General features: G+C 44.2%; 26 protein-coding genes. 18 read left to right on the forward strand and 8 right to left on the reverse strand.

Features of this window, described 5'->3' with window-relative positions; translation table 11 throughout:
* The first annotated feature begins 3 nt into the window (after positions 1 to 3).
* Entirely contained in the window at positions 4 to 1,944 is a 1,941-nt protein-coding gene (gene recD, locus LHL20_RS06280; RefSeq protein WP_226432678.1) for an exodeoxyribonuclease V subunit alpha, read from the forward strand.
* A 45-nt stretch (positions 1,945 to 1,989) separates the two neighbouring features.
* On the opposite strand, the gene LHL20_RS06285 is transcribed toward recD, so the two are convergent.
* The gene (locus LHL20_RS06285) at positions 1,990 to 2,394 is read right to left on the reverse strand and encodes a hypothetical protein (protein WP_226432679.1); all 405 of its coding nucleotides are present in this window, start codon (positions 2,392 to 2,394) and stop codon (positions 1,990 to 1,992) included.
* Positions 2,395 to 2,618: 224 nt separating this feature from the next.
* Between LHL20_RS06285 and LHL20_RS06290 the strand changes: the two genes are divergently transcribed.
* Positions 2,619 to 3,209, forward strand: a complete 591-nt coding sequence (locus tag LHL20_RS06290; RefSeq protein ID WP_226432680.1) for a hypothetical protein — start codon at positions 2,619 to 2,621, stop codon at positions 3,207 to 3,209.
* Positions 3,210 to 3,279: 70 nt separating this feature from the next.
* Here the strand turns inward: LHL20_RS06290 and LHL20_RS06295 are convergent, their stop codons facing one another.
* A complete protein-coding gene (locus LHL20_RS06295; protein WP_226432681.1) occupies positions 3,280 to 4,707 on the reverse strand; it encodes an aminotransferase-like domain-containing protein in 1,428 nt (475 codons plus the stop codon).
* Positions 4,708 to 4,962: 255 nt separating this feature from the next.
* On the opposite strand from LHL20_RS06295, the gene LHL20_RS06300 reads away from it, so the two are divergent.
* From LHL20_RS06300 to LHL20_RS06320, 5 genes are all read left to right on the forward strand, one after another.
* On the forward strand, positions 4,963 to 5,565 hold the full coding sequence (locus tag LHL20_RS06300; RefSeq protein WP_159625982.1) for a LysE family translocator: 603 nt from the start codon (positions 4,963 to 4,965) through the stop codon (positions 5,563 to 5,565).
* A 106-nt stretch (positions 5,566 to 5,671) separates the two neighbouring features.
* Positions 5,672 to 5,998 carry a hypothetical protein gene (locus tag LHL20_RS06305; protein WP_226432682.1) on the forward strand — a complete coding sequence of 109 codons (327 nt, stop codon included), beginning with the start codon at positions 5,672 to 5,674 and terminating at the stop codon, positions 5,996 to 5,998.
* A gap of 15 nt (positions 5,999 to 6,013) precedes the next feature.
* Positions 6,014 to 6,511, forward strand: coding sequence for a GNAT family N-acetyltransferase (locus LHL20_RS06310; protein ID WP_226432683.1), 498 nt, complete (start codon positions 6,014 to 6,016; stop codon positions 6,509 to 6,511).
* Positions 6,512 to 6,638: 127 nt separating this feature from the next.
* A complete protein-coding gene (locus tag LHL20_RS06315) occupies positions 6,639 to 7,088 on the forward strand; it encodes a GyrI-like domain-containing protein (RefSeq protein ID WP_226432684.1) in 450 nt (149 codons plus the stop codon).
* 114 nt (positions 7,089 to 7,202) lie between these two features.
* Positions 7,203 to 7,799 (forward strand): cupin domain-containing protein, encoded by a 597-nt coding sequence (locus LHL20_RS06320; protein ID WP_226432685.1) that lies wholly within the window; start codon positions 7,203 to 7,205, stop codon positions 7,797 to 7,799.
* A 49-nt stretch (positions 7,800 to 7,848) separates the two neighbouring features.
* On the opposite strand, the gene LHL20_RS06325 is transcribed toward LHL20_RS06320, so the two are convergent.
* Together LHL20_RS06325 and LHL20_RS06330 are read right to left on the reverse strand one after the other, a co-directional pair.
* Complete coding sequence (locus LHL20_RS06325; protein WP_226432686.1) at positions 7,849 to 9,024, reverse strand: saccharopine dehydrogenase family protein; 1,176 nt, start codon at positions 9,022 to 9,024, stop codon at positions 7,849 to 7,851.
* A gap of 84 nt (positions 9,025 to 9,108) precedes the next feature.
* On the reverse strand, positions 9,109 to 10,323 hold the full coding sequence (locus LHL20_RS06330; RefSeq protein WP_226432687.1) for an aminotransferase class I/II-fold pyridoxal phosphate-dependent enzyme: 1,215 nt from the start codon (positions 10,321 to 10,323) through the stop codon (positions 9,109 to 9,111).
* A 305-nt stretch (positions 10,324 to 10,628) separates the two neighbouring features.
* On the opposite strand from LHL20_RS06330, the gene LHL20_RS06335 reads away from it, so the two are divergent.
* Positions 10,629 to 13,061, forward strand: a complete 2,433-nt coding sequence (locus tag LHL20_RS06335) for a zinc-dependent metalloprotease (protein ID WP_413228881.1) — start codon at positions 10,629 to 10,631, stop codon at positions 13,059 to 13,061.
* A gap of 82 nt (positions 13,062 to 13,143) precedes the next feature.
* Here the strand turns inward: LHL20_RS06335 and LHL20_RS06340 are convergent, their stop codons facing one another.
* Together LHL20_RS06340 and LHL20_RS06345 are read right to left on the reverse strand one after the other, a co-directional pair.
* A complete protein-coding gene (locus tag LHL20_RS06340; RefSeq protein ID WP_226432688.1) occupies positions 13,144 to 14,262 on the reverse strand; it encodes a succinylglutamate desuccinylase/aspartoacylase domain-containing protein in 1,119 nt (372 codons plus the stop codon).
* 49 nt (positions 14,263 to 14,311) lie between these two features.
* Positions 14,312 to 15,061, reverse strand: coding sequence for a HesA/MoeB/ThiF family protein (locus LHL20_RS06345; RefSeq protein ID WP_226432689.1), 750 nt, complete (start codon positions 15,059 to 15,061; stop codon positions 14,312 to 14,314).
* Between the two features lie 125 nt (positions 15,062 to 15,186).
* Between LHL20_RS06345 and moaB the strand changes: the two genes are divergently transcribed.
* Genes moaB through LHL20_RS06380 form a run of 7 tightly spaced genes read left to right on the forward strand, consistent with a single transcriptional unit; the run spans position 15,187 to position 19,715 of the window.
* Entirely contained in the window at positions 15,187 to 15,693 is a 507-nt protein-coding gene (moaB, locus tag LHL20_RS06350) for a molybdenum cofactor biosynthesis protein B (protein WP_226432690.1), read from the forward strand.
* A complete protein-coding gene (gene moaC / locus LHL20_RS06355; protein ID WP_226432691.1) occupies positions 15,690 to 16,169 on the forward strand; it encodes a cyclic pyranopterin monophosphate synthase MoaC in 480 nt (159 codons plus the stop codon). The genes moaB and moaC overlap by 4 nt, the downstream gene beginning before the upstream one ends.
* A gap of 14 nt (positions 16,170 to 16,183) precedes the next feature.
* On the forward strand, positions 16,184 to 16,432 hold the full coding sequence (locus tag LHL20_RS06360) for a MoaD/ThiS family protein (protein ID WP_226432692.1): 249 nt from the start codon (positions 16,184 to 16,186) through the stop codon (positions 16,430 to 16,432).
* Positions 16,433 to 16,434: 2 nt separating this feature from the next.
* Positions 16,435 to 16,926, forward strand: a complete 492-nt coding sequence (locus LHL20_RS06365; RefSeq protein WP_226432693.1) for a molybdenum cofactor biosynthesis protein MoaE — start codon at positions 16,435 to 16,437, stop codon at positions 16,924 to 16,926.
* The gene (modA, locus tag LHL20_RS06370) at positions 16,926 to 17,837 is read left to right on the forward strand and encodes a molybdate ABC transporter substrate-binding protein (RefSeq protein WP_226432694.1); all 912 of its coding nucleotides are present in this window, start codon (positions 16,926 to 16,928) and stop codon (positions 17,835 to 17,837) included. The genes LHL20_RS06365 and modA overlap by 1 nt, the downstream gene beginning before the upstream one ends.
* Positions 17,834 to 18,568 (forward strand): molybdate ABC transporter permease subunit, encoded by a 735-nt coding sequence (gene modB / locus LHL20_RS06375; protein WP_226432695.1) that lies wholly within the window; start codon positions 17,834 to 17,836, stop codon positions 18,566 to 18,568. Before modA ends, modB begins: the two co-directional genes overlap by 4 nt.
* Position 18,569: 1 nt before the next feature.
* A complete protein-coding gene (locus LHL20_RS06380) occupies positions 18,570 to 19,715 on the forward strand; it encodes an ATP-binding cassette domain-containing protein (protein WP_226432696.1) in 1,146 nt (381 codons plus the stop codon).
* Between the two features lie 2 nt (positions 19,716 to 19,717).
* On the opposite strand, the gene hemN is transcribed toward LHL20_RS06380, so the two are convergent.
* Positions 19,718 to 21,091, reverse strand: a complete 1,374-nt coding sequence (hemN, locus tag LHL20_RS06385) for an oxygen-independent coproporphyrinogen III oxidase (RefSeq protein ID WP_226432697.1) — start codon at positions 21,089 to 21,091, stop codon at positions 19,718 to 19,720.
* Positions 21,092 to 21,179: 88 nt separating this feature from the next.
* Between hemN and LHL20_RS06390 the strand changes: the two genes are divergently transcribed.
* From LHL20_RS06390 to LHL20_RS06400, 3 genes are all read left to right on the forward strand, one after another.
* Positions 21,180 to 21,965 carry an SGNH/GDSL hydrolase family protein gene (locus LHL20_RS06390; RefSeq protein ID WP_226432698.1) on the forward strand — a complete coding sequence of 262 codons (786 nt, stop codon included), beginning with the start codon at positions 21,180 to 21,182 and terminating at the stop codon, positions 21,963 to 21,965.
* 187 nt (positions 21,966 to 22,152) lie between these two features.
* Complete coding sequence (locus LHL20_RS06395; RefSeq protein ID WP_226432699.1) at positions 22,153 to 22,791, forward strand: DsbA family oxidoreductase; 639 nt, start codon at positions 22,153 to 22,155, stop codon at positions 22,789 to 22,791.
* Between the two features lie 17 nt (positions 22,792 to 22,808).
* Positions 22,809 to 23,795 (forward strand): XdhC family protein, encoded by a 987-nt coding sequence (locus LHL20_RS06400; protein WP_226432700.1) that lies wholly within the window; start codon positions 22,809 to 22,811, stop codon positions 23,793 to 23,795.
* A 29-nt stretch (positions 23,796 to 23,824) separates the two neighbouring features.
* Here LHL20_RS06400 and LHL20_RS06405 read toward each other — a convergent pair whose 3' ends face one another.
* Positions 23,825 to 26,377, reverse strand: coding sequence for a TonB-dependent receptor (locus LHL20_RS06405; protein WP_226432701.1), 2,553 nt, complete (start codon positions 26,375 to 26,377; stop codon positions 23,825 to 23,827).
* Positions 26,378 to 26,499: the final 122 nt, after the last annotated feature.

Below are 26,499 nucleotides of genomic sequence, written 5' to 3' on the forward strand. Positions count from 1 at the left end.
TACATGAGTCATCTTCAAACGGTACAGGACGTGCTAGAACAACTTGCAGGTATCGAGGCAATCGATAAATTTATTGCGAGAGAGTTCGGTGTTATTGAAGGACTGGATGAAAGCGACGTAGAGGTTTGGACGGGGTTGTTGGTGTGCCTTTCGTTTATGCAGCGCAATGGGCATAGCTGTGTATCTCTTGCTGATATTGCCAATCAACGACTATTTGAGCACGTATCTGCGACAGACGAAGAAAAGAGAGAGGGGCAAGATAAACCTGGCATTCATTTTCCTTCGCTAACACCGCTGCTGCGCACAGTGAAAAAAGCATTTGAGAATGAGCGAGTTTCTCAGCTATTTGTTTATGATAATGGCCGTTTCTACAGTAAAAGGTATTTTGAGTTTGAACAAGAAATTGCCAAAAGTGTGGTTCAAAGAACCGCTTTTGACGCGCTTGATGAGCACGCAATAGCAAGAGTAAAGGCCATTTGGCCCGCTTTGTTTGATGTGCAATCTGTGCAAGAGCAAGATTGGCAGCAAGTGGCAGTGGCAAAAAGCCTGGTACAGCGGTTTGGTGTCATTAACGGCGGGCCGGGTACGGGTAAGACCTATACGGTGCTGCGTTTGTTACTTGCACTACAAGCGGTAGATAGCTCGCTAAATATTGTGTTAGCCGCGCCAACGGGTAAAGCTCAACAGCGAATGACAGAGTCAATTGCTAACAGCATTGAAGCACTTCGAAATAAGATTGACGATGAGATATTGTCACGGGTGCCAACGAATGCAGTAACGATTCACCGACTGTTGGGACTTAGAGAGTATACTGTAAGCACGCAATACCACAGACATCACCCATTAAATGCCGACGTACTTATTGTTGATGAAGCGAGCATGGTCGACTTAGCACTTATGGCTCGTATTATTCGAGCGCTCCCGCCTACAGCAAGGCTTTACTTTATTGGTGATGCTGACCAGTTACCTGCCGTGGAGTTAGGTAACGTGCTGGAACAACTTGTACAACGTGAACACACATTAAATGATGATACAACGACACTAGGGGCTGTGCCCACAATCATGCGACAGCATGTCGCTACCTTGTGTCCTCATCTACCGCTTTTACCACTTGATGAGAAAGCAAAATCTTGGGTTGCTACGCTACAAGCACCGCAGCGTTTTAAAGGACAAGTGGCAGAGGTAGCAACAGCTATTAAATGTGGCGACGCTGATAAAGCAATACAGGCCATGGACATGTTTGCACTAGATGTTAGCGCGGATGGTAAGAATGAGAAAACCGGCTTCTTACATGAAGGTGTTCATTTGCTTGATGCTCCTGTACTTCGCAAACAGGATGTGATCGCACTTGCTAAGGAGTGTTTTATACCGCTTTTAGAGGCATCTGATGTTGCCTCTGCTATGACACAGTTAAATCATGTTCGGTGGCTAACGCCTATTCGAAAAGGTGACTTGGGCGTGGAAGGGCTCAATGAGCGAGTTTTTGAGGCGATAAAGCATAAAATAAGGCGTAGAGAAGGGCGTTTTTATCAAGGTCAGCCCATTATGATCTTAAAAAACCATCACCCACAGCGTCTTTCTAATGGCGAAGTAGGCATTATTTGGCCCGATAGAACTGGTAAGCTTTACGCGTGGTTTGAATCGCAAGAAGGCGAGTATAGAAGCCTCGCATTATCGCGTATTCCTCAGTTTGAAACCGTGTTTGCGATGACTATTCACAAATCTCAGGGCTCAGAGTTTTCTCAAGTTGTGCTGATCCTACCTAAACCTGAAAGCGAAAAGGCGGCAAACTTGTTTCACCGCGGATTGGTTTACACCGGCCTTACCAGGGCGAAATCAGGGTGTTTGATTATTTCTGATGTTCCCACGTTTAATGACATGGTTGGGAAGGTCGATAAACGTTTTTCTGGTTTATCGTCGGCAATAGATTGCTCATCAAATTAGTAAGCGCTAAACCCTTTTTTAGAAGCATTTGTTCAATAGCAAATATTACAGCGGAGAGAAAAAACACAATCCATGCTTATGTATGTCAATTGGATTTCTCGCTATGAGGTAAATTCGCGTATCACTACACACACGTAAAATGCCACCATCGTTGTTTAAGAATTGAGATGGCAGAAGTGTTGATGTGGCAATATCTGAGGAGTCAGTTTGGCCATTGCTCACGCAGAAATATGATAGGCCTCCATGATCTAGCCAACCAATAATGTTATCAGGTTTCGCAATAAAGCTAGCGTGGGTCAATACGCTCTCATGAAAGGTAATGTTGGCGCCAAATACAGGCTTAGTTTCTACCGCTATCTGTGTATCAGGCTTGATGTACAACCTATAAAGACCGTGTTCTTCTGGATGAATGTCATCGTTGGTATTGGTGTTGTTTACGAGGGTGAGCATACGCAAATTCATACACAAGTTTAGATGACTTTATTGTGGGCAAAGCCATGCCGGTATGCGTTGATGTGGATCAAGAGGCTTTTAGATAGTTATACCAATCCACATAGGAGTTTACCCTCCAAGAGTGGATAAAATTTTGCGCAGTCTGGTTGTATTTCATGTCGTATTTGTAACGTTTTTTGTTATAGTAACACCATGAAATTATAATAAGTATAAGATAATTAATGATTTATGCTGCTCTGGTTGTTGTGCTGAGTCTGCTTGGCGCCTTCACGTTTTTTCCGCGATTTAAACCTACAATTGAACGCTATCAAACAGGGATAAATTTTTTTCTGACGTTGCTTGCTACCTTGATAGGCGTCATTCTGGCGATTTCTATTTCAGAATATGAGGCTAAGCAAACAGAGAAGGAAAAAGTGATAAAGCTGCTAAGTGCAGCAGTGTCGTCGGTACAACAAAGTCGTCAGTATACGTCTGAAATTATACGTTACTTTGATTCATTATCTGACGAAAAACCAGACGAAGAGACGTTTTATGAAAGAAATAGGCCGCCTTTTCCTGAGTACCTCGATGTGTTTGTGTCTTATGAAATAGTCAGTACAAACTTGTCAGGCACAACGTTGAGTGATTTAAACGAATACCTAATTAACTTGAAACGCAGTCAGTCAATAGATGCCCACGTCTATTTAGATGTGCTTGATAAAACCCAGCGTTTACTTTTATTGGAAATAGATTTTCAAAAAGGTGCAATTAGCGCGCTTAAATTAGAACGCGAGGCCGACAAGTTAACTGAGAGTATAAAAGCGGGTAAATAACGCTTACGCTGGAACCTAAAAAAGCACAAACGCACTTGCACGCCTAGCGCGTTTGATTAATGTAATTCCTTTAAGTTTTCAGCGACTTTATTAATATTCCTAGCTGCTTAATGGCGTAGCTTCGTTGCGCTGATGTACCGTCGATAAAATTAAATCTAAGGCAATGGCGATACTTTCCGGTTGCTGAGAATAGCTGCCCCGGCGCAATGAAAATACCGCATGACTTTGCATTCTCTGCCAGCTTTACACAATCGTATTTTGCATTGAGCTCTACCCACAATACATAGCCTCCTTCGGGATAGCTAACACAGGTGTCTGCTGGAAAATACTGTTTGATATCTTTGAGGAGTGCATCCCGAGCTAGGCGATAGTCTTGCCGCATTGCGCGTAAATGACGGTCGTATCCACCTTGTTCAATAAAATCTGCAATGGCAAGTTGGGGAAGTGTGGGGCACATTGAGCTTGTCACATATTTTACGTGTAGCACTTTGTTTCGAAAACTCCCTGGAGCAATCCATCCTACGCGAAAACCAGGCGCGAGAGTTTTTGAAAATGAAGAGCAAAGTAGTACGCGGCCATCTTCATCAAAAGACTTAATAGTGCGAGGCCGAGGGTAAGAATAAGCAATGTCACCATAGATATCGTCTTCTATAATCGCGATATCATATTCTCGGGCCAATGCATACAGCGCTTTTTTCTTTTCATCCGGCATTACAAAGCCCTGAGGATTGTTTACCGTAGGTGTGACAAGTATGGCTTTTACTGGCCACTGATCGACGGCAAGCTTCAACGCCTCTAAACTCAGTCCCGTATGTGAGTCAGTAGGTATTTCCAATGCTTTTAAGTTAGCGCCTTTAATCGCCTGCATAGCCCCATAAAAACCCGGTGACTCAACGGCAATGATATCGCCAGCCTCGGCAACTGCACGAAGGCACACTGACAATGCTTCCTGGCATCCTGATGTCACAACAAATTCATCAAAATGCAGATGGCAACCTGACGCTGCTACAACGCGGCTAAGTTGCTTTCTAAGTGCCACATCGCCTTTGACATCGCCGTATATCATGCCGTCCAGAGCTCTATTCTTATTTAGCTCATAAAGGCGCTTAGTTAGCGGTTTCAGTGTTTTGGCATGCATGTTTGGCATAGCGTGTTGAAACTGACAACGAACGTCAATATCACTGTCTTTGGAAAACGTATTAAGTAGTATGTCTAACACATCTTCCCATTGAGAGACATCCATAGGGCGCTGAGGTGGTTTGGTCATTTTAGGAAGGTTTTCACCCGGCATGGTGGCTGGCACAAAATAGCCCGATTTGGGCTTTGCTTGCGCATAAAGCTCGGCTTCTAATACGCGATAGGCCTCTTGTACCGTAGCAATGCTTACATTGTGCTCCTTAGACAACTGCCGGACTGAGGGCAACTTGTCACCTGCGGTAAAACGTCCAAGATTGATCTGAGCTTTAAGGTGTTCTGCTAAGTCTATATATAACGCCATCAGTATTACGCCTGTCCTATTTAAACGGCCTTTTTTGAGCGATTATATTCGCTGTTTAATTTGCCTTACACATGAGTATATCCTGCAATTTTTGGTTATGTAACCATACAGATGGGATAGGTTTTGACCATACAGTTGCACTTTCATGATAACTGTATGGATTTATATTGTTCTTTGTGAGTATGTTTGATACAGATTGAGTGCGTTACCTTTATCTGCAATGTCATCATATTTATTTAAAGGGGGCTCAATCCTATGGAATTCTCGATTCTTTTGGCACTTTGTACGTTTGCGTTTATTAGCACAGTAACGCCTGGTCCAAACAACATGATGTTGTTGGCATCAGGTGCCCAGTATGGCTATGTGAGATCGTTGCCACACATGTTCGGAATAGTTATTGGGGTGGCGGGTCTAATGATCAGTACACTGCTTGGCATTGGTGCGCTATTTACCGTATTTCCAGCACTGTATACCATACTAAAAGTATTAGGTATTGCTTATCTTCTATGGCTGGCGTTTAAAATAGCTACGGCGCCGGTTACTGAACTGGAAGTGCAACAAGCAAGTACAAAAGGCCCACTAGCGTGGTGGCAAGGCGCTTTGTTTCAACTCGTCAATCCGAAAGCATGGATGATGGCGCTTGCCAGTGTAGGTACGTTTTCATCACCCACAGAGCATTATTTTGAATCTGGCGTTGCCATTGTTGTCGCGTTTGCTGTGATAGGATTTCCATGCATTTCAATATGGGCAGCTGCAGGCGCAAAAATGCGTGTGTGGTTGAGCTCTCCATCGCGGCGCAAGACATTTAATTTAACCATGGGCGCGGCGACTGCTGCTACCTTATTTCTTATCGTGTAAAGCCAACCTACCTTTATTGTTGATCTTTGCGGGAATTTTGCAAAAACGTACAGCAAAGCTTAATGTGCTCTAAAAACAATTAATGTAAAAATAAGGCTTATTTGTTGTGAAAACGCCACGTGTAAAAGTCAGCTTTCGTTTGCTTAATTTAGATATGATGCAAGCTTACACACTGAAAAAAGAGATAGCTGGGGCAAGCTTCTATCCTAGTAATAATCAAGGTGTCTTTATCGGAGAAGTACCGCTTGAAGAGTCTTTATTCGACGAACTGAATGATTATTTCATTCGCCAGCAAATAAAATACGATGAGTGTGATATTTTTGTATGCGCGCATACTGATGGTGGCATTCAAGAGGTCTCAGTACCCAGAGTGGTCAATAAAATACTAAAGTACATCGATTGTAAACTTACCTATGCCTTTGATGTTAATTGAGACGAGGAATTTAAATTGGTTACCCTTCGTGCCTTTTCAATGGACGACATACCCCAACTGGTAAGTATACTGAACGACAGTGATGTGACTCGTTACTTGTCTACCAAAATACCCATGCCATACACCGAGTTAGATGCAAAATGGTGGGTTGAAGAGGGCAGTCAGCAAGGGCTGGTGCGTGCCCTAGTAGTAAACAATAAGTGCGTTGGTTGTATAGGCGTGATGCCAGGAGAGTTCGAATATTCCCGTTCTGGCGAGATTGGCTATTGGTTGGCTAAATCAGCATGGCGCCAGGGTTTTATGGCAAAGGCTATCGAACAGTTATGTTGTGAAGTATTTGATACAACAGACATTGTACGTATTCACGCCGCCGTGTTTTCGGGTAACGTTGCCTCTATGCGCCTATTAGAAAAGTGTGGCTTTTCACAAGAAGCTGTACTTAAGCGTGCTATCGTTAAAGCGGATGTGTTTTACGATAAATTTGTCTATGCGCTTTTAAAAAACGATGGATGAATATGCTTATTCAAACAATATTACCCTAAGATTCGGCGTGGCCGAGAGAGAAAAAGCGAGGAGTAATGTTCCCGTGATACTCTTGCAAAGCCTTGATTTTGTGTTTTGGTAACAATAGGCGAAATAAATGGAAATTAGATACGCAAAAGAAGTCGTAATTACTGGTTATTCAACTGTCACAAATAATATGGCAGAGATGTCATCCGACAGAGGAAAAATTCCATCGTTGTGGCAAAAGTTTGATGTTGATGTGCCTGTGGATTACCGCGCTGGTGAGCGAGTTTATGGTGTCTACTATAACTATGAAACAGATCATACAGGCGATTTTACAGTACTTGCTGGATTCGACGGCACATCGACGCCTCCTGATATAGAATTAGAGACAAAAACAATACCTGCCGGTAAGTATCTTGTGTTTAGTTGCCAAGGCGACATGCCTCAAATTGCGATTGATGCTTGGACTCAGGTTTGGCAGTACTTTTCCCAGAATTCGCCGAAATATCAAAGACTTTTTACCATCGATTTTGAGCATTACCCAGATGGTAATACCATAGATATATATATCGCTATCGCTTGAAGTATTTAACATAGAAGGGCATTTCTCAAAGGAATGCCCCGTTATTGCGTGTTGCTACGAACTCGTCTATTACTAATAGGTGTTAAAAAACAAAAACGATTAAGGATAATTGCGATGCGTAAATTCGTTCAGGTTACTTTGGCCTCATCACTGTTTATGTTTTTTGGTGCCGCACTTGCCCATGAACACGGAGCTAAATCACCTCAGTACACACCCAAGTTTTCGCAGCTAGGAGAGGGAAGGTCAGTAGATTACAACGGCAGGCCCATTTACCACCACGTGTCTAATGATGATCTTCCTTCGAATGTGGCTCTTTTCGAAGAAGTGTTGCCTGCAAAGAGCTTAGGGGCACCACCGCATACACATGAAAATGAAGACGAAATATTTGTTGTTTTAGATGGTACGGTGCATTTCCTTAACGGAAAACAAGAGGTTGTGGCAAAAAGCGGTACAGTAGCGTCGCTACCACGTATGAACCAACATGGCTTTTGGAACCCTTATGATGAGCCTGCTCATCTACTTGTGTTCGTCGCACCGGGACATTTTAGTACGTTTTTTGAAGCAGTGCAAAATGCAGTAATGGATGCGAATGGAGCTACACCAGATGAGGTGGGGGGGATTATCGCTCAAGAGGCTGAAAAACTTGGAGTGAAAATCGATATGAGTCAGCTACCAGCATCAGCACTTTCCTTACTCCAGCCGAACCCTTAGAAAATTAAAAGGGACAAGAAAAGCTTGTCCCTTTTGGTCTAGTTGGAAATTAGTTTTCAACTTCAAAGGTTAAACCTGCGTTGGCTTCTAAGCGACTTATTAATTTGTCGCCTAACGCCGAAGCTGGGGTGTAGAAACCGCCTTTTAAATCAACGTCTTTACATAAACACAGTGCTGACTCAGCAATCATTTTGCTGGTAGAGCCGTAGCCTGGATCTTTGTCGCCTTTTACCGATACTGATAGCATCTCGCCGTTGACCGCAGTGCCCACGAACACAACATCATAAAAGCCCGCTTCTCGCTCTTCTTTGCTGGGGCCTTCACCAGGTTTTGGGCCATCATCGCTAGCAAGCGACTTGTCTTGTGCGACATGCTTGGCCATGGCTTCACCTTTTTCGCCCGGACCTGTCATCATCATCTCATCATATTGGAACGACTTACCATAGGCGTATTGGCTCAAGTAGTTAGCGCGGTGTACATTTTTGGTATTAATAGCGGCCATGATGAAAGGCGCAACCCACGTACCAAGTTGCTCATCGAAATAGGGTTTGTTGCCATCGGGTTGAGGTTGAATTGCCTCGTTGCCCGCCAATGAAAATGGGTTGATAAGTGCAGCCATAATAGACTTGTCTTTGTGAGCGGCCGCCATTGTCGCTTTAAGGCTTGCCGCTGTACCGCCAGAAAAGGTACCTTTCATTGCACGCACACGGCCTTTGACATAGTTAATCACGTCACCGGTTTTTGCCTTAGCATGCGATTGTAAAAAGTGAACACCTAAATCAAAAGGCACTGAATCAAAACCACACGAAAAGACAATGTTGGCGCCACTTGCTTTTGCCTTGTCTTCGTACTTGTTAATCATCTGGTGCATCCAAGCAGGCTCACCACATAAATCAGTATAACCAGTGCCGTTGTCAACACAGGCGCTGAGTAATTTCTCGCCGTAAATTTGATAAGGGCCGACAGTAGTTAGTACGACTTGAGTACGCTTAGTCATGGCAGCTAACCCTTGGGCATCGTCGCCATCAACTACAATACTCGCTACACTATCACCTATGCCCAGTTCTTTTTTGACATCATTAAGCTTGCTTTCATTTCGCCCAGCGACTGCCCACTTTACGTTGTTATTATTGCCATACTGCGATTGAAAGTATTCCGCTACTAACTTGCCGGTGAAGCCAGTCGCACCGAAAATAACGACATCAAATTCACGCTCATTACTCATTGTTTTGTCCTGTTTTTCTCAACGTTCTTTCAATATACGCACAAGCGCGTAGGTGTGTTATTTTTTTAGGTAATGTTTGTGTATTCATGAAACCGTTTCAAGGCGACTAACAAACGCTGAGATTCTGCGCAATCCTTCGGTCAATTGGCATTCCTTGGTGGCAAAAGACAAACGTACATAGCTATCGGCGCGGTGGTTGCCGAAATCATTGCCAGGGGTTAATGCTACGTGAAAATCTGCCAGTAATTGGTCACAAAATGCGGTGGCATTAAGGCCTGTTTTTTCGATATTAATATAGGCATAAAATGCACCTTCTGGTATGGCATCAATTGCTAAACCCATGTTTTCAATAGCTGAAAAGACCAGACGAGCACGCGCACTAAGCGTCGCGCGATTTGCTTCACACTGAGCAAGAGCTTGCGGAGTAAAGCACGCGAGCGCCGCTTTTTGCGACAATGTAGATGGGCAAATGAATAAATTCTGCGCTAATCGCTCCATTATTGGCAGCATAGCAGGCGGGACAACACACCAACCTAAACGCCACCCCGTCATGCCAAAGTATTTCGAGAAGCTGTTTACCACAATCACAGTGTCTCGAAAATCTGTGTGCTTAAGAATGGTTTGGAGACCTTCCTTAGTGGACGCATTAGTAGCACTTCCCGACTGTTCAAGTGCTAAATCAAGGTAGATTTCATCGACAATCAAAAAACCATTATGCTGTTGGCAGTAGCGCGCTATGGCCGCGAGTTCATCACTTTTAATTGCTGTGCCGGTTGGGTTTGCCGGGGTGGCAATGAGCACGCCTTTTGTGTTGGAGTTCCAATATGATTGAACGTCTTTAAGAGTTAGTTGGAAATTATCCTCAGCGCGGGTGGGGATAAGGGTGACATCGCCACCAAATGCATTTAAAAAACGACGATTACACGGATATGAGGGGTCGCCCAATAGAATGTTGTCACCTTCTTCTACAAGGGCTGCACTGGCAAGGAGAAGCGCGCCCGACGCCCCCGCTGTTACGACAATTGTATCTGGGCAAACAGTGCATTGATGTTTCTCAAGATAAAAGTTACTGATCGCTTGACGGAGTTGCGGCAAGCCAAGCGCCGACGTATACGGATAGTCTGGTTTGTCCAACGATGTGCTTAAAGCGTCAAGTACTGCGTCTGGCGCACCAAAGTCAGGCTCGCCAAGATTAAGACGTATAACGTTATGACCTTGTTGTTCAAGCTCTGTTGCTTTCTCACCGTAGGCCATGGCGAGAAAGGGAGATATAGCAGTAGCGCGTGTTGCAAATTTCACGTTTATTCCTTTGTGAGGAAACTGAAAAATAGGTTACACAGGTTAGCATGAAGACGATTGCAAAATTCATTTTTTGATAACACAAGGACGGCGTGCGATGAATGGTCATAGGCAAATGGCATATCTTGGGTTAGGCTAAAGCAGGTGTTAATACAAACTGACTCAACTTGTTGTTTAACAATGTCAAATTGACGTTTTGAAAGAAGAGTGGAGTAGATATAAGTGAACGCTTTAGCGTTGATAAAAAAACTATAAGGAACCTACTAATGCTGCATATAAAGCATGCTTTTAGTCCTACAACCCGCATGTTGTTACCCATAGGGCGTCTGTTACAACTATTTACGGTAATGCTGGTTTGTATGTTTTCTCTTCTACCTAAGGCGTATGCACAAACGCCAACTATCGCTGAATTTACTGAAGGCATGACTGAAAAAAGTGGGCTGATCCCCCTTTATTACAGTAGCAATGAAGACAAAATCTACCTAGCCGTGCCCAATAATAACGCGCAATTTCTTTTCCAAAGTAGTATGCCTTATGGTGTTGGGTCTAATGATATTGGATTAGATCGCGGACAGTTAGGGCAAACGCGGTTAATTAGCTTTGAGCGCTTTGGTAATAAAGTATTGCTCAAACAACACAACACAGAGTATCGCGCAACGCGTGGAAGCGAGGCGGAAAAGCAAAGTATCGATGAAGCGTTTGCTGATTCTGTTATTGCCGGTTTTACGATAGTGGCTAAAAACGACTCTGCTAACTTGATTGATTACACGCCATTTTTATTAAGCGATGTTCATGGTATCTCAAACCGTTTGGCAGGTACTAATCAAGGCAACTTTAGCGTGGATAAAACCCGCAGTGGCGTTTATTTGCCAAAGACGAAAGGTTTTGTAAATAACACAGAGCTTGAAGCATTAGTCACCTTTGCTGGGAAGTCACCGGGTGATTATTTGCAGCAGGTAACGCCGGATGCAGAGAGTGTATCGGTGCACCTGCACCATTCTTTTGTGGCCTTGCCAGATGATAATTACACGCCGCGTGTATATCATCCTTACTCTGGTTATTGGAAGTTTAGGTACTTTGATTACTCAACGCCTATTAGCGAATCTACTGAGCAGCGCTTTATTACTCGACATCGTTTACACAAAAAGTCACCGCATGCGTCAATGAGCGAGGCCGTTGAGCCAATCGTGTACTACCTCGACCCAGGTATTCCCGAGCCGGTTATGTCGTCACTAAAAGAAGGCGCGAGTTGGTGGAATCAGGCTTTTGAAGCAGCAGGCTATAAAGATGCGTTCCAGGTAAAAGTTCTTCCTGAAGGTGCTGACCCAATGGATGTACGCTATAACGTGATTAATTGGGTGCACCGGGCGACGCGTGGCTGGTCATATGGCTCATCAGTAGTCGACCCTAGAACGGGGGAAATCATTAAAGGTCATGTCACATTGGGGTCGCTGCGAGTGCGGCAGGATTATTTAATTGCACTTGGTCTCACGGGTCCATTTAGCGACGGCAATACTGACACCTCAGCACAACAGGCCATGGCGCTTGATAGAATAAAGCAACTTTCTGCTCACGAAGTAGGGCATACATTAGGTATTGCACATAACTTTGCCGCCAGTGAAAACGACCGTGCGTCTGTAATGGATTATCCCCATCCCAAAATTAGTTTAGTTGACGGAAAAGTGTCACTTGTCGATGCCTATGATAAAGGCATAGGTGTATGGGATAAACATGCTGTTGCATATGGTTACCAAGACTTTGGAAGCAGCAACGCTCAGGATGCCGTTGAAGTTGAGGGTCTTGCAAAACTGATTGTACAAGCGCGAAATAAAGGGCTTAAGTTTAAATCAGACTCTGATACTCGTAGTTCACGCCACGGTTCATCTAATGGACACATGTGGGAAAATGGCAGCGATCCATTAACGGCATTTGACGAAATTTCAGCTATTCGCCGCGTTGCATTGTCTAACTTGGGGCTTAATACCTTACCTGAAGGCAGCAGTCTTTCATCGCTAGAAAATGCTTTGGTCCCTATCTATTTGCTCCATCGCTATCAATTAGAAGCAGTGGCAAAACAAGTGGGTGGACTGCACTATGAATACGAAAGAAAAGGTGATTACACCACACCACAAGGGCAGCAGTTTGTCGCACCTTCTGTGCAACAGCGTGCCATGGAGCAACTTATTAACGCTTCAACATCGCAGTACTTGGAGTTGCCGCAATCGGTGTTAAACCTTATTCCACCTAGCGCCTACGGTGACGATATTACGCGTGAGCATTTTAAAGGCAAGATGGGGTTGATGCTAGATCCTGTGTCTGCAGCTGGTTCTGCGGCCAACTTTGCGCTTGAGTTACTGCTTCACCCAGAGCGATTAAATAGGCTGCAATGGCAAGCGCATAACAGTAAAGACCGTCGTCGAAAGGTGGATGTCACATTGTTGGTAAAACAAATTTTGGCCGTTCACTGGTATAAGTCATCATCGGCGAGTCCGTTGGACGAACGCCTCAAATTAGTCGCGCTAAATGCAATAATGCGCGCGGTTGAAGATAAAGCGCTTGCCCCTGAAGTGAAGTTGGCTGCACAAGATGCACTAGTCGAGTTTACTCAGTGGCTAGAAAATGAAGCTGATGACGGGCGTTATGAAGTGATCTATGACCAATTTAAAACCTACTGGAAGTACGGAGAATACAATGGTGGGTTTGACGTAGAGCCATTACCACCGGGTTCGCCTATTTGATGAGCGTCATTCGGTTAGTGTACCAATCGTTATAAGAACATGCCGCTAGAGTTACTAGCGGCATGTTGCTATTGTCTATTCGTTAAAGCTCGACATAATTGGTGAACACTTTATATAGCTGTGTTCCACTTAACACAGACGCCGAAGGGAAATGCAAAATAGGGATAAGATCGCAGGGTGCATACAATGTCCTACTGCCATCATCGGTATCCAAGTCGTCTATGTTAAGCACTTGCGCTAACGGCTCGCCTTTTTTGACTATTTGACCTGGCTTGGCAATGTATTCAACCATGCCCCCCCAGTCAGTAAACATGGTTTTGTAGTCTTTCAAGTAAACGCCTAACCGCGGCATGGGTTTAGGCGATATGTCACATTCGTGCAGCACCCCTTTAGCGTTCAAGTAGCTAAGGATGCTTGTGGCATCAATATCACCCTCTTTAAAATCTATGACTTCTTGGCTTCCCATTTCAAGGGTAAAGGCTTCAACGCTGAAATTAACGTCACGACCAAGGTTTTCACTAATGCAGTCTTGCAATGTCCACCATGGACAGAAGGTGGCTTCATCTAACGCACCAGCAAAAACGTTTGGAATAAAAATGCAATGGGGAATATTAAACAGACTGGCGCTTTCTTTCGCATATTCAGGAATATAAACGTGTCTTGTCGAAACCGGACCATTGTGTAAGTCGAGCACATAATCGGCATTGACCGCCATTTGTTGCAACTTCAAGTTGAGCTGCTGTGCAAGACCTAGTCCCCACGGTTGCGCAAGCTTGTTGTCAATGGCGCGGCTTAAATGAGCACGGAAGCGTTGCTTAATACCATCAATTGATTCTTCTCGTGTCACCGTTTTAGCAAAATGTGCAACGGCCTCCTTGTCAAAAAAATAGCCGCGATTCCAATTTGTACCGTTTACTGGGTCGAAACGACCGAGAGTGTATTCACCCGCTTTGATGTTGGTCCCGATGGGATTACAGTTTGGGACTAATATTATTTCACCACAGATATCCATCTGCTTTAGGCGTTGTATCAAATGATAGATTACAACGTTGCCCTGAACTTCCGCTCCGTGAATAGAACTTTGAATATAAACCGTAGGGCCGGGCCTTGTACCTTTCATTCTGTAGATAGGTACGTTCATATTACGACCCGAGGCGTTTTGCGCCACGACCATGTGTTTCTTAACTACTTGCGTTGTCATGAATTAAACCTGAATTCTGTCGTTTTATTAATATTCTGTTTACGCATTATTAGCGGGGCTTACATTGCTCGCATGATAAATTATCCGGCAACGTCCATTGTTGCCACTGGTGCTGCAAACCATCAAAGGTAATAAGTTGATTGATGGGAATATCCTCAAATTGCATGACAATTTGCATGGCGAGCATGGCTTGGTATGTACCTATGATATTCACAACTGGCGAGAAAATTCCGGCTTCTACACAGCTTAAATCTGGCGAAGCAAAAAGCGTGCGTAAGCAGCCGTAGCAACGGCTTTTACCCGGGATTGCAACAAACAGTTGCCCCTCAAAACGAATGGCTGAGCCTGAAACTAATGGGGTATTGTGTTTAAAACACGTCGTATTGATAAGATCTCGACTATCGGTGTTATCAGTGCAATCTAATACAATGTCTGCATTTTTAATGCAGTCTTGGTGTGCATCAAAAAATGGTGATTCTATAGTGGTAATTTTGCACTCACTGTTAAGTGACAATAAGCGGGCTTTAGCAGCCACCGCTTTATTCTCTCCCACATTCGCTTCACTAAATAGCGTCTGGCGGTGCAAATTGGTGTTTTCCACTTTATCAAAATCGATAAGTGTAATGCTGCCTATTCCACTTGCACATAAACTGGTTGCTGCGGCAGTGCCTAATCCGCCAACACCGACAATACAAACATGTGCATTTAGCAGTGCTTCTTGACCGTCTAAATCAATTTTAGGCAGAACAATGTGACGATTGTATCGCATAGCCTGCTGATGAGATATTGCCTGTGACATAGGTTATGCCAACTTAAATGTTGAATTCATGGTATGCACCCCTATAAAGTGGTAACCAATAAGTATTTTGTGCGGGTACTTTAGCAAAACCTGTCAAAATGTCGCATATCAAATTAGGATTTTATATGTCAGTTGTTAGCCAACCTCTCAATATCGCTGTTCTCACTATTTCGGATACGCGAACGCTAGACACCGATAAATCAGGTGATTATCTGCAAGATGCTCTAGTGACAGCAGGTCACACGCTTAAAGATCGTGCATTAGTTAAAGACGACATATATCAGCAAAGAGCCGTCGTTTCGCAGTGGATTGCTGATAGCGAAGTTCACGCAATACTAATTACTGGCGGAACAGGTTTTACGCATCGCGACTCAACACCAGAAGCAATTAGTGTGCTTTTCGATAAGGAAGTGGATGGTTTTGGTGAGCTCTTTCGTCATATTAGCTTTCAAGAGATTGGAACGTCGACTATCCAGTCTCGTGCAATTGCTGGTTTTGCAAATAATACCGTTATATTTTGCCTGCCTGGTTCCACTGGCGCCTGCAAAACAGCGTGGGAGAAGATCATTGCCAGCCAGCTCGACGCTGACTTTAAGCCGTGTAATTTTGTAAAACATCTGGTGCAAGCATGAGTACCTTTAGCCACCTGAATGCTGGCGGCGAGGCCAATATGGTTGACGTCAGTGATAAGGCTGTTACTCAACGTGAAGCAACTGCAGAAGGTTATTTGTATGTCAATGCGTCAGTAATCACGCAAATCAGCGAAGCGAAAATTGCTAAAGGGGATGTGTTCGCCGTGGCGCGTGTTGCAGGCATTCAGGGGGCGAAGCGATGTAGCGATTTAATACCCTTGTGTCACCCTCTAGCGCTGTCGAAGGTCGATATCAATTTTGATGTGGATAGCCAAAATAGCCGTATAAAAGCAACTTGCTATTGTAAGTTGAGTGGCAAGACAGGTGTGGAAATGGAAGCGTTGACGGGGGTCAACGTGGCGTTGCTCACCTTGTTCGATATGTGCAAGGCGATTGACCCGTCGATGCATATGGAAGGCATTCGTGTGCTAGACAAAAAAGGTGGCAAAACTGGTCACTGGACCAACGATCAATAGCGAACGAGTAGAACATGCATATTACCGTAAAAACCTTTGCACAAACTCGTGAAATAACCAACGAAGACAGCATTACGCTTTCGTTAGATAAGGGCGTTACCATTGGCGAACTCATTAAGATGTTGATCCAACGAAGCGAAAAATGGGATTTAGCGTTATCTGGCAGCGTACTCACCGCACGAAACCAACAATTGTGCGATGCTAGTACTGTAATTGAAGATGGTGATGAAATTGCACTATTCCCACCGGTTACAGGAGGCTAGCGGTGTTTGCACGCGTTCAGCAAGATAACTTCGCCTTTGACGAGCTGTACAATGAACTCGTCGAACATTCTCTCACAATTGCGCCTGGTAACACGGGAGCCATTGTTACCTTTACTGGTTTAGTGCGCGATTTTAACAATAGTGGCGATATTGAAGGCATTGAACTAGAACATTATCCAGGTATGACTGAAAAGGCATTGCTATCGCTTGTTGAACAAGCGTGTGAACGTTTTTCGTTAAACGGTGCAGGCGCGGTGCATAGGGTCGGACGTTTGTATAATAATGAACAGATTGTCTGGGTAGGGACTGCTGCACCGCATAGACAAGCCGCGTTTGAAGCGACTAACTTTTTAATGGACATGCTCAAGCAGTCGGTTCCACTTTGGAAAAAGGAATTTAAAGGTGATTCTGCGACATGGGTTGAAGCCAAGGCGTCTGATGATAAAGCCGCGTTGAAATGGATGCGTGAAACCCCGCGAGCAATTGAAAAGTAATGAGCCGCTTTTTAACCGCAACCATTTTTCTGACCGCTATTTTGGCAATACTATTGCTAGGTAAGCCTGCTTTATCAGCAGAAGAGCGTAGTGTTGATACACTCAATGTGGCGGTAGCTGCTAACTTCGCTAAGCCATTGCAGTTCTTTGCTAACCAGTTTTCACAGATAACGGGTATTGAAACGCGGATTACCGTGTCATCGAGTGGAACGCTTTATGCACAACTGCAACACGGTGCACAGTTTGATATTTTTTTATCTGCAGACAGGCAGCGCCCTATCGCTTTGGCTCAAAGTGGGGTGGTGCATACAGAAAATGTTGTTGATTATGCACAGGGGCAGCTTGCTTTTGTGTATCGAACGTCTGATGTTACACAAGTGCCAGATGCATTATCTGAGTTAGTATTGTCAGTCATGTCTATGGGAAAAGTGGCTATGGCTAACCCAAAACTTGCACCCTATGGCGATGCAGCTAAAGACGTACTAAACGCCCTGAATCTCTACAATGATATGCAAACGCACCGTGTAACAGGTAAAAATGTACTTCAAACTTATCAGTTTTTTACCACGAATAATGTAAAAGGGGCCTTTGTTGCATACTCGCTGACACCAGCCGTTATGCATGAGCAAGATAAAAATATAGGTACATTTTTAGTACCGCCTTCATTGCACAAGCCCATTGTGCAGTCATTAGCAATAAACAGTAGGGTAAAAGCACAACTTGTTCCGAATAGGTTTAACGAGCAACCTTTCAATAAAAGTGACGCGCTAATGAGAGTTTCTGCTAGTAATTTATTTGTTCAGTACCTTTTGTCTGACAAAGTACAAGCGCAGCTAAATGAATGGGGATATTTGCCCGCAAAGAATACTGACAATGTATGCCCTCCTGAAGTAGAGCCAGTACAAAAATGACTGAAGTATGGGACTATTTTACACCCTCTATGTTGGGTGCTGTCGCCTTAACGCTTAAGCTTGCATTAGTAACAAGTGTCATCTTGTTGCTTTTGACTTTGCCTATGGCTTGGTGGCTAGCCAACTGGCAAGGCCGAGTTAAGCCATTGTTTATGGCAATTTTTGCCTTGCCTCTGGTGTTGCCACCCACAGTCCTTGGGTTCTATTTGTTGATTGCATTCTCACCTCAAGGTGGGCTTGGACAAACTTGGCAAGCATTAACTGGGCAAACCCTTGCATTTAGCTTTGAAGGCTTAGTGTTAGGCTCGCTTATTTACTCTTTACCTTTCGCTCTACAACCTTTGTATAGCGGATTTACTCAGTTAGATAAACGCTATTTGGAAGTAGCGACAACGATGGGTTTTTCTCCGCTATCATGTTTTATCAAAATTGTAGTGCCTATGTGTAAGACGCCTATATTGGTCGCCTTCGCATTAAGTTTTGCTCACACCATTGGTGAATTTGGGGTGGTGTTGATGATTGGTGGCAACATACCGGGCGAAACTCAGGTTTTGTCAATTGCCTTGTATGAGCATGTGGAGTCGCTGGCGTATCAGCAGGCACATGTGCTTTCTTTTAGTCTGTTAGTCTTTTCGTTTTTATTGCTCGCTGCTCTTTATCGCTTAAACGGCGACAAACTTGGTAGTTTCAATAATAACGCGCAATCGACGTCTCGGTATAAGCCTTACTAGCATGGAATTTTCCGTAACACTACCTTCGCGAATTACTGCAAACGTCTCGTTTAATGAAACGGTGCGTTTTGTTGGGATTACAGGCCCCTCTGGCGCAGGAAAAAGTAGCTTGTTGCGCGCGCTAGCAGGTGTTGAACCAAAGTCTGATGTTGTCGTAGATTGGGGCGGGCGTACTAGCAAAATCGGTATAGTATTCCAGCAGCCCATGCTGTTTCCCCACGTTAATGTTAGGGGGAATTTTGCGTTGGCAACGCGCTACGCCTCAGATAATGCTATGCAGATAACTGAAGCGCTAGAGGGTTGTTGTTGTGAGCATCTAATTGATAAAGATGTGTCAACGCTATCTGGTGGGGAAGCGCAACGAGTGGCCATAGCCCGCGCGCTTGTTAATGGGCCTGATGTCTTGTTGCTAGATGAATCGTTAAGTGCCATCGATGTCAACACTCGCCGGAAAATCTATCGTTTCCTTAAATCGCTTTGCGACAAGCAAGACTTGATCTGTATGGTCATTTCTCACGACCTCGATGATTTGGCCCTGTTTAGTGACGAAATGCTCTATGTTGCCCACGGTGCAATTGCTGCTCAAGGTAATATAAACGCGCTAATTGAACACAATGTGTCGAAAGGCGAAGTCGAGAGTTCTGCTGCGATGTTATGTGGGGTGCTGGCCGACGACCTTTGTGATAATGCTACAAACGGCCCGTTTGATACTGGTATTGTAGGCGTTGAACTGGGTGACACAGTAGTTTACGTATGTCGCGACAATATTGCGCCTGAAAATGCGCTTGATCACCGAGAGAAGCCTAGTGACAAAAAGTGGCCCAGTGACAAAAGGTGGGTTCGTTTTGCTGTTAAAGCCTGCGATGTGAGTGTTGATACTAATACGCAGGCGATCGACAAAAACACGACTTCCAGTATACTCAATGCGCTTAAATGCACTATCACGGCTATCACAGAAACGCCAAACGAAAGTGCAATGAAAAAGGGGAAGGTATTACTTACCTTGGCCATTGACGAAAATAGCCATCCCACTTCATATAACAGCGACGTGACTCAGTTTATTTATGCAAGTATTAGCGTAATGTCTTTAAAGCGCCTAAATTTAGCTGTGGGCACGCAGGTAATCGCACGCTTTAAATTGGCTTAGTATCAAATAGCCTTAGAATACCGCTTCAGCACAGCATCTGTATTCAAATAAGCATCGAAGCGCGCGCAAATCGCACGTATGTAAATGCGAGCATGCTCGGGCACATAAATACATTCACTGCCTAATTCAATGAGTCCGTCTTTTTCTAAGGGTAATAGGTTTTCCAATGCGTCAGCAAAATAGTTATCAAAACTAATTGCATATTTGTCTTCGACAGCGCGCTTATTTAAAACAAGATTACACATTAAGCTTGAGATAATATCGCGGCGAATCAGATCGTCTAGACTCAGTGTTAACCCTATGGTGGCAGCTGGTAGGTTGGCGTCTAACCGTTCATAATATTCTTTTAATGCTTTGGGGTTTTGGGCAAACGCATTACCTATTGTACTTATTGACGATACACCTAGACCAAGTAAATCGCTACCACCGTGGGTAGTGTATCCTTGAAAGTTTCTGTGCAGCTCCCCTTTATTTTTGGCGATTGCCAGGGTGTCACTCGACTTTGCAAAGTGGTCTAGTCCAATCATCTCGTAGCCTACGCTTTTAAAGCTATCTACTGCAAAGTTGTACAGTTCTGCTTTCAGTTCTGCACTTGGGAGTGTTTCGTCGCCAAACTTGCGTTGGGCTGCAAAACGTTCTGGTAAGTGCGCGTAGCTAAACAGCGATATCCTATCTGGCTGCATGGCTTTAGTTGCCGCAATGGTGGTTTTAAAGGTATCGCGGGTTTGGTTGGGCAAACCGTAAATTAAGTCGAGGTTTATGGACTTAAAACCGAGTGATCGTGCTTCAAAGACTAAATCGGCAATATGAGCAGTACTTTGCACACGATTGATTGTACGTTGTACTTTGTAGTCAGTATCCTGCAAGCCAAAACTTAATCGCGTGTACCCGAGGTTTTTAAGTGTTTTTAGATAAGCGGCGTCTACGTTTCTAGGATCTAATTCAATTGAGAGCTCTGCGTCAACGGAAAAAGCATAGTGCTTTTTCAATATGTACATCAAAAACGTATGTTGTGTCGCGCTTAGAAAACTTGGGGAGCCGCCGCCGAGGTGAAGTGCAACCACCTTTTTGTTGGCAGAAATTACCTGTTTTGCGACCATTTCTTTTTCTAAATAAGCCAGATAGTCGTCAGCTTTTTCATTATGGCGAGTGACTAACTTATTACAGCCACAGTAATAGCAGAGCGTTTTACAAAAAGGGATATGAACATACAAACTTAGTTCATTTGTGGTGCTTGAGTCACTTGAAAGTGTCAAAAGGTCACTGTCGATGGGCTCAAATTTTAATGCGGTTGGATATGAAGTATACCGTGGCGCATGTTGAGCATATTTCGTAATAAAAGATTGTGTCTTGTCTTTGTGTTGTAGTGTTGTCATCTTAGTAATCTTTTTGCACTTGGTAATAGGGTAGGCGAGTCACAGGGTCAAACCTGTGAATAGTGTATACAAATAATGGAGAGGGGCTTTGATCTACTTCAACGTTTTGGTGCTAAACGCATTCATTTTACTGCTGATGCCAATTCTTGGGATACAAGCGATATGGGTGAGAAAAAAGGCGCTTCGTTTACCCGAACCTGAAGGACAGCGTGAGTATGATTTCAACACTGACTTGTTGCACTGTTCTGACTCAATGGCAAAGCGAACGTTGATGATAGTGGGCGATTCCGCAGCAGCCGGCGTAGGCGCAAAATCTCAAGATGAAGCGCTCAGTGGCAGTATTTCACATCTAGCGCCTAAAGGGCTGCTTTCACGCGTGTCATTACACGCAACCACTGGGCTCACCAGTGGCGATGTCGTTAATTTGTTAACACAGATTCCAGCAAAGTCCTATTGCACAGCACTGGTGTCAATGGGCGTAAATGATGTGACTAAATTTGTCTCTTTAAACGCGTGGCGAATAAACATAGAAAGTGTGGCATCGTTGCTTAAGCACAAGTTCAATTGCCAAAGTATTATTTTCACCGCTTTACCGCCGATGCATTTGTTTCCTGTTATTCCGCAACCTCTGCGCACAATATTAGGGATTCGTGCCTACCTTTTTAACAAAGTGTTACAACGCTATATTGCGAAAAGTGATAGCGCACAAATTTTGCGTATCAACACAATGGAACAAGGCTCGGCAGCAAGGTCGATGAAAGACAGTGGGTTGATGGCAGAAGACGGCTTCCATCCATCGAGTAAAGGTTACGCCGTTTGGGCAAATCAAGTGGTGCAGTTGATTATTAAAGATGAAAGTGGGGCGCAAAAGTAAATAAGGGTAAATTTGCCCCGTACTTTGTACTATTTGTCGCTGAATGCCTCGAAACACTTGAAGTTTCTTTTTGTAACCTTATGTTGTGATGTAGTACAGTTTGCGATGTTTAGCTTTTTCTAAAGCTGAGCAAACGCGGTGAATTCATACCACGTATAATGCGTTGGTTTCCAATAAGTGAGTTAGCATGCAAAAAGTAACGGTTAATATGGTGTCGGATGTGGTGTGCCCATGGTGTATCGTGGGTTATGAACGTCTGCAAAAGGCGATAAAACTTGTCGATGGCATAGAAGTGGACATCAAGTTTCATCCCTTTGAGTTAAACCCCACTATGGACCAAGCAGGGCAAAACTTGCGCGAACACATAATGGAAAAGTACGGCATCAGTGAGCAACAAAGCGCAGACAACAGAGCAAGGTTAGTGCAAGCCGGTGAAGCATTGGGCTTTGCATTTAACTTTTCTGATGACAGTCGAATGCAAAACACGTTTAAAGCGCATCAACTTATTCATTTTGCGGCATCGCTAGGCGCAGAAGAGGCGATGAAACTGCGCTTGTTTAAAGCGTATTTTACCGAGGGTAAAAATATTAACGATATTGATGTGTTGGTTGAAGAAGCTGCTCAAGTTGGGATAGAGCCAGCCAGCACACGAGAAGTATTAATGTCAGAACAGTATGCACAACAAGTGCGACAAGAAGAGAATTTGTGGCTTCAACGCGGTGTGCAGAGCGTACCTACATTTGTTATTGGCAATCAAGGTGTAGCTGGCGCGCAAGAACCTGAAACGCTTGCTGCGTTTATTAAACAAGCGGCAAACGCACAGTAATATTTGACAGGGCGTTTATGAGTAATCATATAAATCACTTACTTAACCAGTGGGCTGCGCTTAAAGACAAGCATAAATGGGTGTTGGGCTTTATCTATAAAACAGAGGGCTCTTGCTATCGCAAAGCGGGCGCTATGATGTTATTTAGTGACGCTGGCCATCAGTTAGGAATACTTAGCGGCGGCTGTTTGGAAAGTGATATTGTAAAAAAAGCTCACCGTGTAATGACTGATGGCGTTAGCCGAACAGCAGTTTATGACGATGAAGATGAAGAGGATATTGCTTTTAAGCTTGGCGTTGGTTGCGGCGGTGTGGTGTATCTAGCGCTTGTTCCGCTTAACGCATCAAATGGCTACCTCGCCTTAGACGAGGTTAATAAACGACTTTGTGCTGGTCTGCATTGTCAATGGCAAACGAATGTTGAGGGCACGAAAGGCGCATGTGTTGTCTTTGAACAAGACGACGAATTGCCAAGTAAAGCGGTGTTAGATGACGAACACGTGTTGAGTGTGCCTATGCAACCGCCTGTTCACTTGTTACTTATTGGTGGTGGGTATGACGCTACATTTATGGCACAACTTGCTAATCATCAAGGTTGGCTAGTGAGCCTATGGGATCCAAGACCTGCACAGGCGCGAGTGGAACACTTCCCAACTGTGAACTATCTCATCGACGATACCAGTGCAGAGGGCTTGTCATTACATATGGCTGAGCACAATATTCAGGCCGCAGTGCTTATGTCGCATCACAGAGAAGTTGATGCTAAAGCACTCAAAGTATTGAGTGGGCATCAACTTACCTATGTGGCTATGCTGGGACCATTACACAGAAAACAAGAGATAATTGATCTCGCCGAGATAGAAAATACGGATTTTTGTCACCATTTTGCTAGCCCAGCAGGCTTTGATATTGGCGGTGAATTACCCGAGCATATAGCACTGTCGGTAGTGTCCCAATGCCATGCTGTGTTTCATGGTAAACCAGCGAATTTAATGAAGTCGTAAATGCGCCAACACCATTTCAGAAAGCGCGTTTAAAAGCGCTTTCTGAACGTGACACCAACACTTTTAGGTGCGCCCGGATAAGCCATTATTTTTCCTGTTTGCACAGGCACGTCAAATCCGCTTCTGGCGACATACTCTTCGTCAAACACGTTTCGTGCCCACGCAATAATTTCACTATCCCACTGTGGAATTTGCATGCTTAATCGAGCATTGAACAACCCATAAGAACCCGCATACTTGTATGGATCATTGGCATCGTCTAAATACACATCGCCCGTATATTGATAATCAACACTTGCTACGAACAGTAAACTGCCATAGGAAAAATGGTGATTTAGCATAATGGCCAATGTATTTTCTGGTTCAAAACCCACGCGGTCGCCTTTGCGAGAACAGAAAGGAGCACTAGGGGTTTGGCGACCCGGATCATCTATGTCAGTATGCCATGTATAAGCCACCCAACATGTACCTTTTTCAAATTCATCAAACCGTGCGAGGGTATGTGCCGCATTAACATGAAGCTCTGTATTGCTTGTAATAAGCCACGTAGTCTCAACTTCAAGACCTTTTATTACAATATCCCCCGCGTTTTGCAGATTAAAGCCACTCCCTGTGAACGTTGTCGCTTGAAAATCACTAATGCGCGTGTAGTGAGCGGCTGCATTTATGCGCAGACCATACTGCGGAAAATCGTGTTTTATGCCTATTTCAACACTACGCGATTTTTCCGCATCAAATAACGGGTCGAGCGATGGCAAAATACGGTCTGTATTTGTACCTCCCGCTTTGTAACCTGTCGCCACGCTTGTGTAGGTGAGTATGTTCTCATAAGGCGTGTAAGCAAGTTTGAGCGTACCGGTTAATTGATCATCTTCTATCCGCGCATCCAGTGCAGGTCGAGGTAGCACCGCTGCAGATCCTAAAAAGAAATACCCCCATCCGGCTTGCTGAAAAGGTTCAATAGTTGATAATGCGTCGCTAGACGGTATGTTACCACTCAAGAGTGCGTTACCAATTGCGTCAAGGCCCTGTATTGCTAATGGTACGTTAGGCCACAGAGCAGGGTCTTGTGGTAGCCCATTTATTTCAGGGCCTTGCTCAAAGTACTCGCCGTCAATGCGCTTTTCTTCGTGCGTGAAGCGAAGCCCGGTAGTGAGTGTAAATTCATCTGTAATTGTCCAGTCTGTTTGGGCGAATAAAGCAATGCTATCTTGCTCTTGGTCAGCATTATGCCTAAATGCAGTATTCGCAGGTGCAGGCATAGCTGCCGGCGCAATTAAGCCACCACTTAAGTTACTTAATTGATTGATAGCGTTAGCTAGAGGTAATAGTTCGTTGCCAACAGCATTAAAAAATGATGGGAAATCACTTTGGGTTGTAGTGTCGAAGGTGAGGTCGAGGTTTTGTGTAAAATAGTATGCGCCTAATATTGCTTGTAAAGCGTCACTTTTAAAATGTAATCTCAATTCTTGAGAAAATGATTGTTGCCTTGCATCATTCGTCGCGGTAAGTAAGTCGGCGTTAGAAAAATCAGTATCAACGGTATCTAGGCTATCAAAAGTCCGATAGGCAGAAATACTGACAACATCCCATTTTTCATCTAACTCAACATCAACTTGCAATGAAATGCCTTTGTCTTCCATTTTAGATAAAGGCGTTTGCGATAACGACGTTTTATAGTCAAAGAATTGGTTCTTACTGTAAATCGTTGCGTTAAACGGAGGCTGAGATAATAGGGCATCGGTGCCAAATTTGCCTGTGACATCGTTTGCTTGAAGGTTATTTTGATAAGTAAGCGCACCACAGCACCGCTCGTCTAACTCTCCATAATCAGCAATTAGCCGCATACTAATAGTGTCGCTAGGAGTATAAAGTACTTGGGCTTTAATAGCTGAACGATTGCGATTATTGAGCGTTTGACCAGATACCTCTTCTTGGATAAAACCGTCGCTTTGGGTAGTAAAGCCTGAGAAACGCAGTGCCAACACATCGTCGACCAACGAAAACGACGAGGCAGCACTTAGTCTTAGCAAATCATCATTACCCAACATGACTTCCGCAAAGCCGTTGTGCCCATCATGACTTGGAGCAACAGAGGTTACTGTCATAGCACCAGCAGCTGTGTTCTTGCCAAAGAGGGTGCCTTGTGGTCCCCTTAGTATCTCTAGTGCACTTATGTCAACTAAGTCCTTTATTAACGCATTTTGTCTTGAACGATACACCCCATCTACATAAAGTCCGACAGACGATTCAAAGCCGAAATTCTGCGCCGATGTTCCAATGCCGCGTATAGAAAAACCAGAATTAGTCACACTTTGGCTTTGAAAAGCGGCAAATGCTGGAACGTAATTTTGTAAGTCAAAAATGTCCCGAGATGCCGTTTGTACTAGGTCCTCATTTGAGAGTGCGGTAACGGCCACGGGAATAGCTTGTAGATTTTGTGGCGTTTTCTGCGCTTGAACTACTATGCGTTCAAGCGTAGCGATTTCATCGATACTTTGTTGTTGAGCTGCACTTGGTAGTGAGAGTAAGCAGCATGAAAGCGTGCCAAATATTACTGTAGGGTGAGTCGATAACTTCATTGTTTTTCTTTTTAATTTGCATAGTCGTTCACGCCTTAAATTCGCGACCGAGTACGCCTTTTCCATAAGTAAAATCGTGGGAATATCACGAAAACTAGTTTGTGTGCGCAGTAAATATACAT

The organism is Alteromonas sp. McT4-15 (assembly GCF_020515205.1).
Classification (GTDB): Bacteria; Pseudomonadota; Gammaproteobacteria; order Enterobacterales; family Alteromonadaceae; genus Alteromonas.

Coding starts and splice junctions, on each gene's coding strand:
- LHL20_RS06380 (WP_226432696.1), top strand. CDS start 18,570: ATGGAATTTTCCGTAACACTACCTTCGCGAATTACTGCAAACGTCTCG.
- LHL20_RS06325 (WP_226432686.1), bottom strand. CDS start 9,024: ATGAGTAATGAGCGTGAATTTGATGTCGTTATTTTCGGTGCGACTGGC.
- LHL20_RS06400 (WP_226432700.1), top strand. CDS start 22,809: ATGAGTAATCATATAAATCACTTACTTAACCAGTGGGCTGCGCTTAAA.
- LHL20_RS06285 (WP_226432679.1), bottom strand. CDS start 2,394: ATGCTCACCCTCGTAAACAACACCAATACCAACGATGACATTCATCCA.
- LHL20_RS06290 (WP_226432680.1), top strand. CDS start 2,619: ATGATTTATGCTGCTCTGGTTGTTGTGCTGAGTCTGCTTGGCGCCTTC.
- LHL20_RS06295 (WP_226432681.1), bottom strand. CDS start 4,707: ATGGCGTTATATATAGACTTAGCAGAACACCTTAAAGCTCAGATCAAT.
- LHL20_RS06300 (WP_159625982.1), top strand. CDS start 4,963: ATGGAATTCTCGATTCTTTTGGCACTTTGTACGTTTGCGTTTATTAGC.
- LHL20_RS06360 (WP_226432692.1), top strand. CDS start 16,184: ATGCATATTACCGTAAAAACCTTTGCACAAACTCGTGAAATAACCAAC.
- hemN (WP_226432697.1), bottom strand. CDS start 21,091: ATGACAACACTACAACACAAAGACAAGACACAATCTTTTATTACGAAA.
- LHL20_RS06335 (WP_413228881.1), top strand. CDS start 10,629: ATGTTGTTACCCATAGGGCGTCTGTTACAACTATTTACGGTAATGCTG.
- recD (WP_226432678.1), top strand. CDS start 4: ATGAGTCATCTTCAAACGGTACAGGACGTGCTAGAACAACTTGCAGGT.
- modB (WP_226432695.1), top strand. CDS start 17,834: ATGACTGAAGTATGGGACTATTTTACACCCTCTATGTTGGGTGCTGTC.
- LHL20_RS06405 (WP_226432701.1), bottom strand. CDS start 26,377: ATGAAGTTATCGACTCACCCTACAGTAATATTTGGCACGCTTTCATGC.
- LHL20_RS06320 (WP_226432685.1), top strand. CDS start 7,203: ATGCGTAAATTCGTTCAGGTTACTTTGGCCTCATCACTGTTTATGTTT.
- LHL20_RS06340 (WP_226432688.1), bottom strand. CDS start 14,262: ATGACAACGCAAGTAGTTAAGAAACACATGGTCGTGGCGCAAAACGCC.
- moaB (WP_226432690.1), top strand. CDS start 15,187: ATGTCAGTTGTTAGCCAACCTCTCAATATCGCTGTTCTCACTATTTCG.
- moaC (WP_226432691.1), top strand. CDS start 15,690: ATGAGTACCTTTAGCCACCTGAATGCTGGCGGCGAGGCCAATATGGTT.
- LHL20_RS06315 (WP_226432684.1), top strand. CDS start 6,639: ATGGAAATTAGATACGCAAAAGAAGTCGTAATTACTGGTTATTCAACT.
- modA (WP_226432694.1), top strand. CDS start 16,926: ATGAGCCGCTTTTTAACCGCAACCATTTTTCTGACCGCTATTTTGGCA.
- LHL20_RS06395 (WP_226432699.1), top strand. CDS start 22,153: ATGCAAAAAGTAACGGTTAATATGGTGTCGGATGTGGTGTGCCCATGG.
- LHL20_RS06345 (WP_226432689.1), bottom strand. CDS start 15,061: ATGTCACAGGCAATATCTCATCAGCAGGCTATGCGATACAATCGTCAC.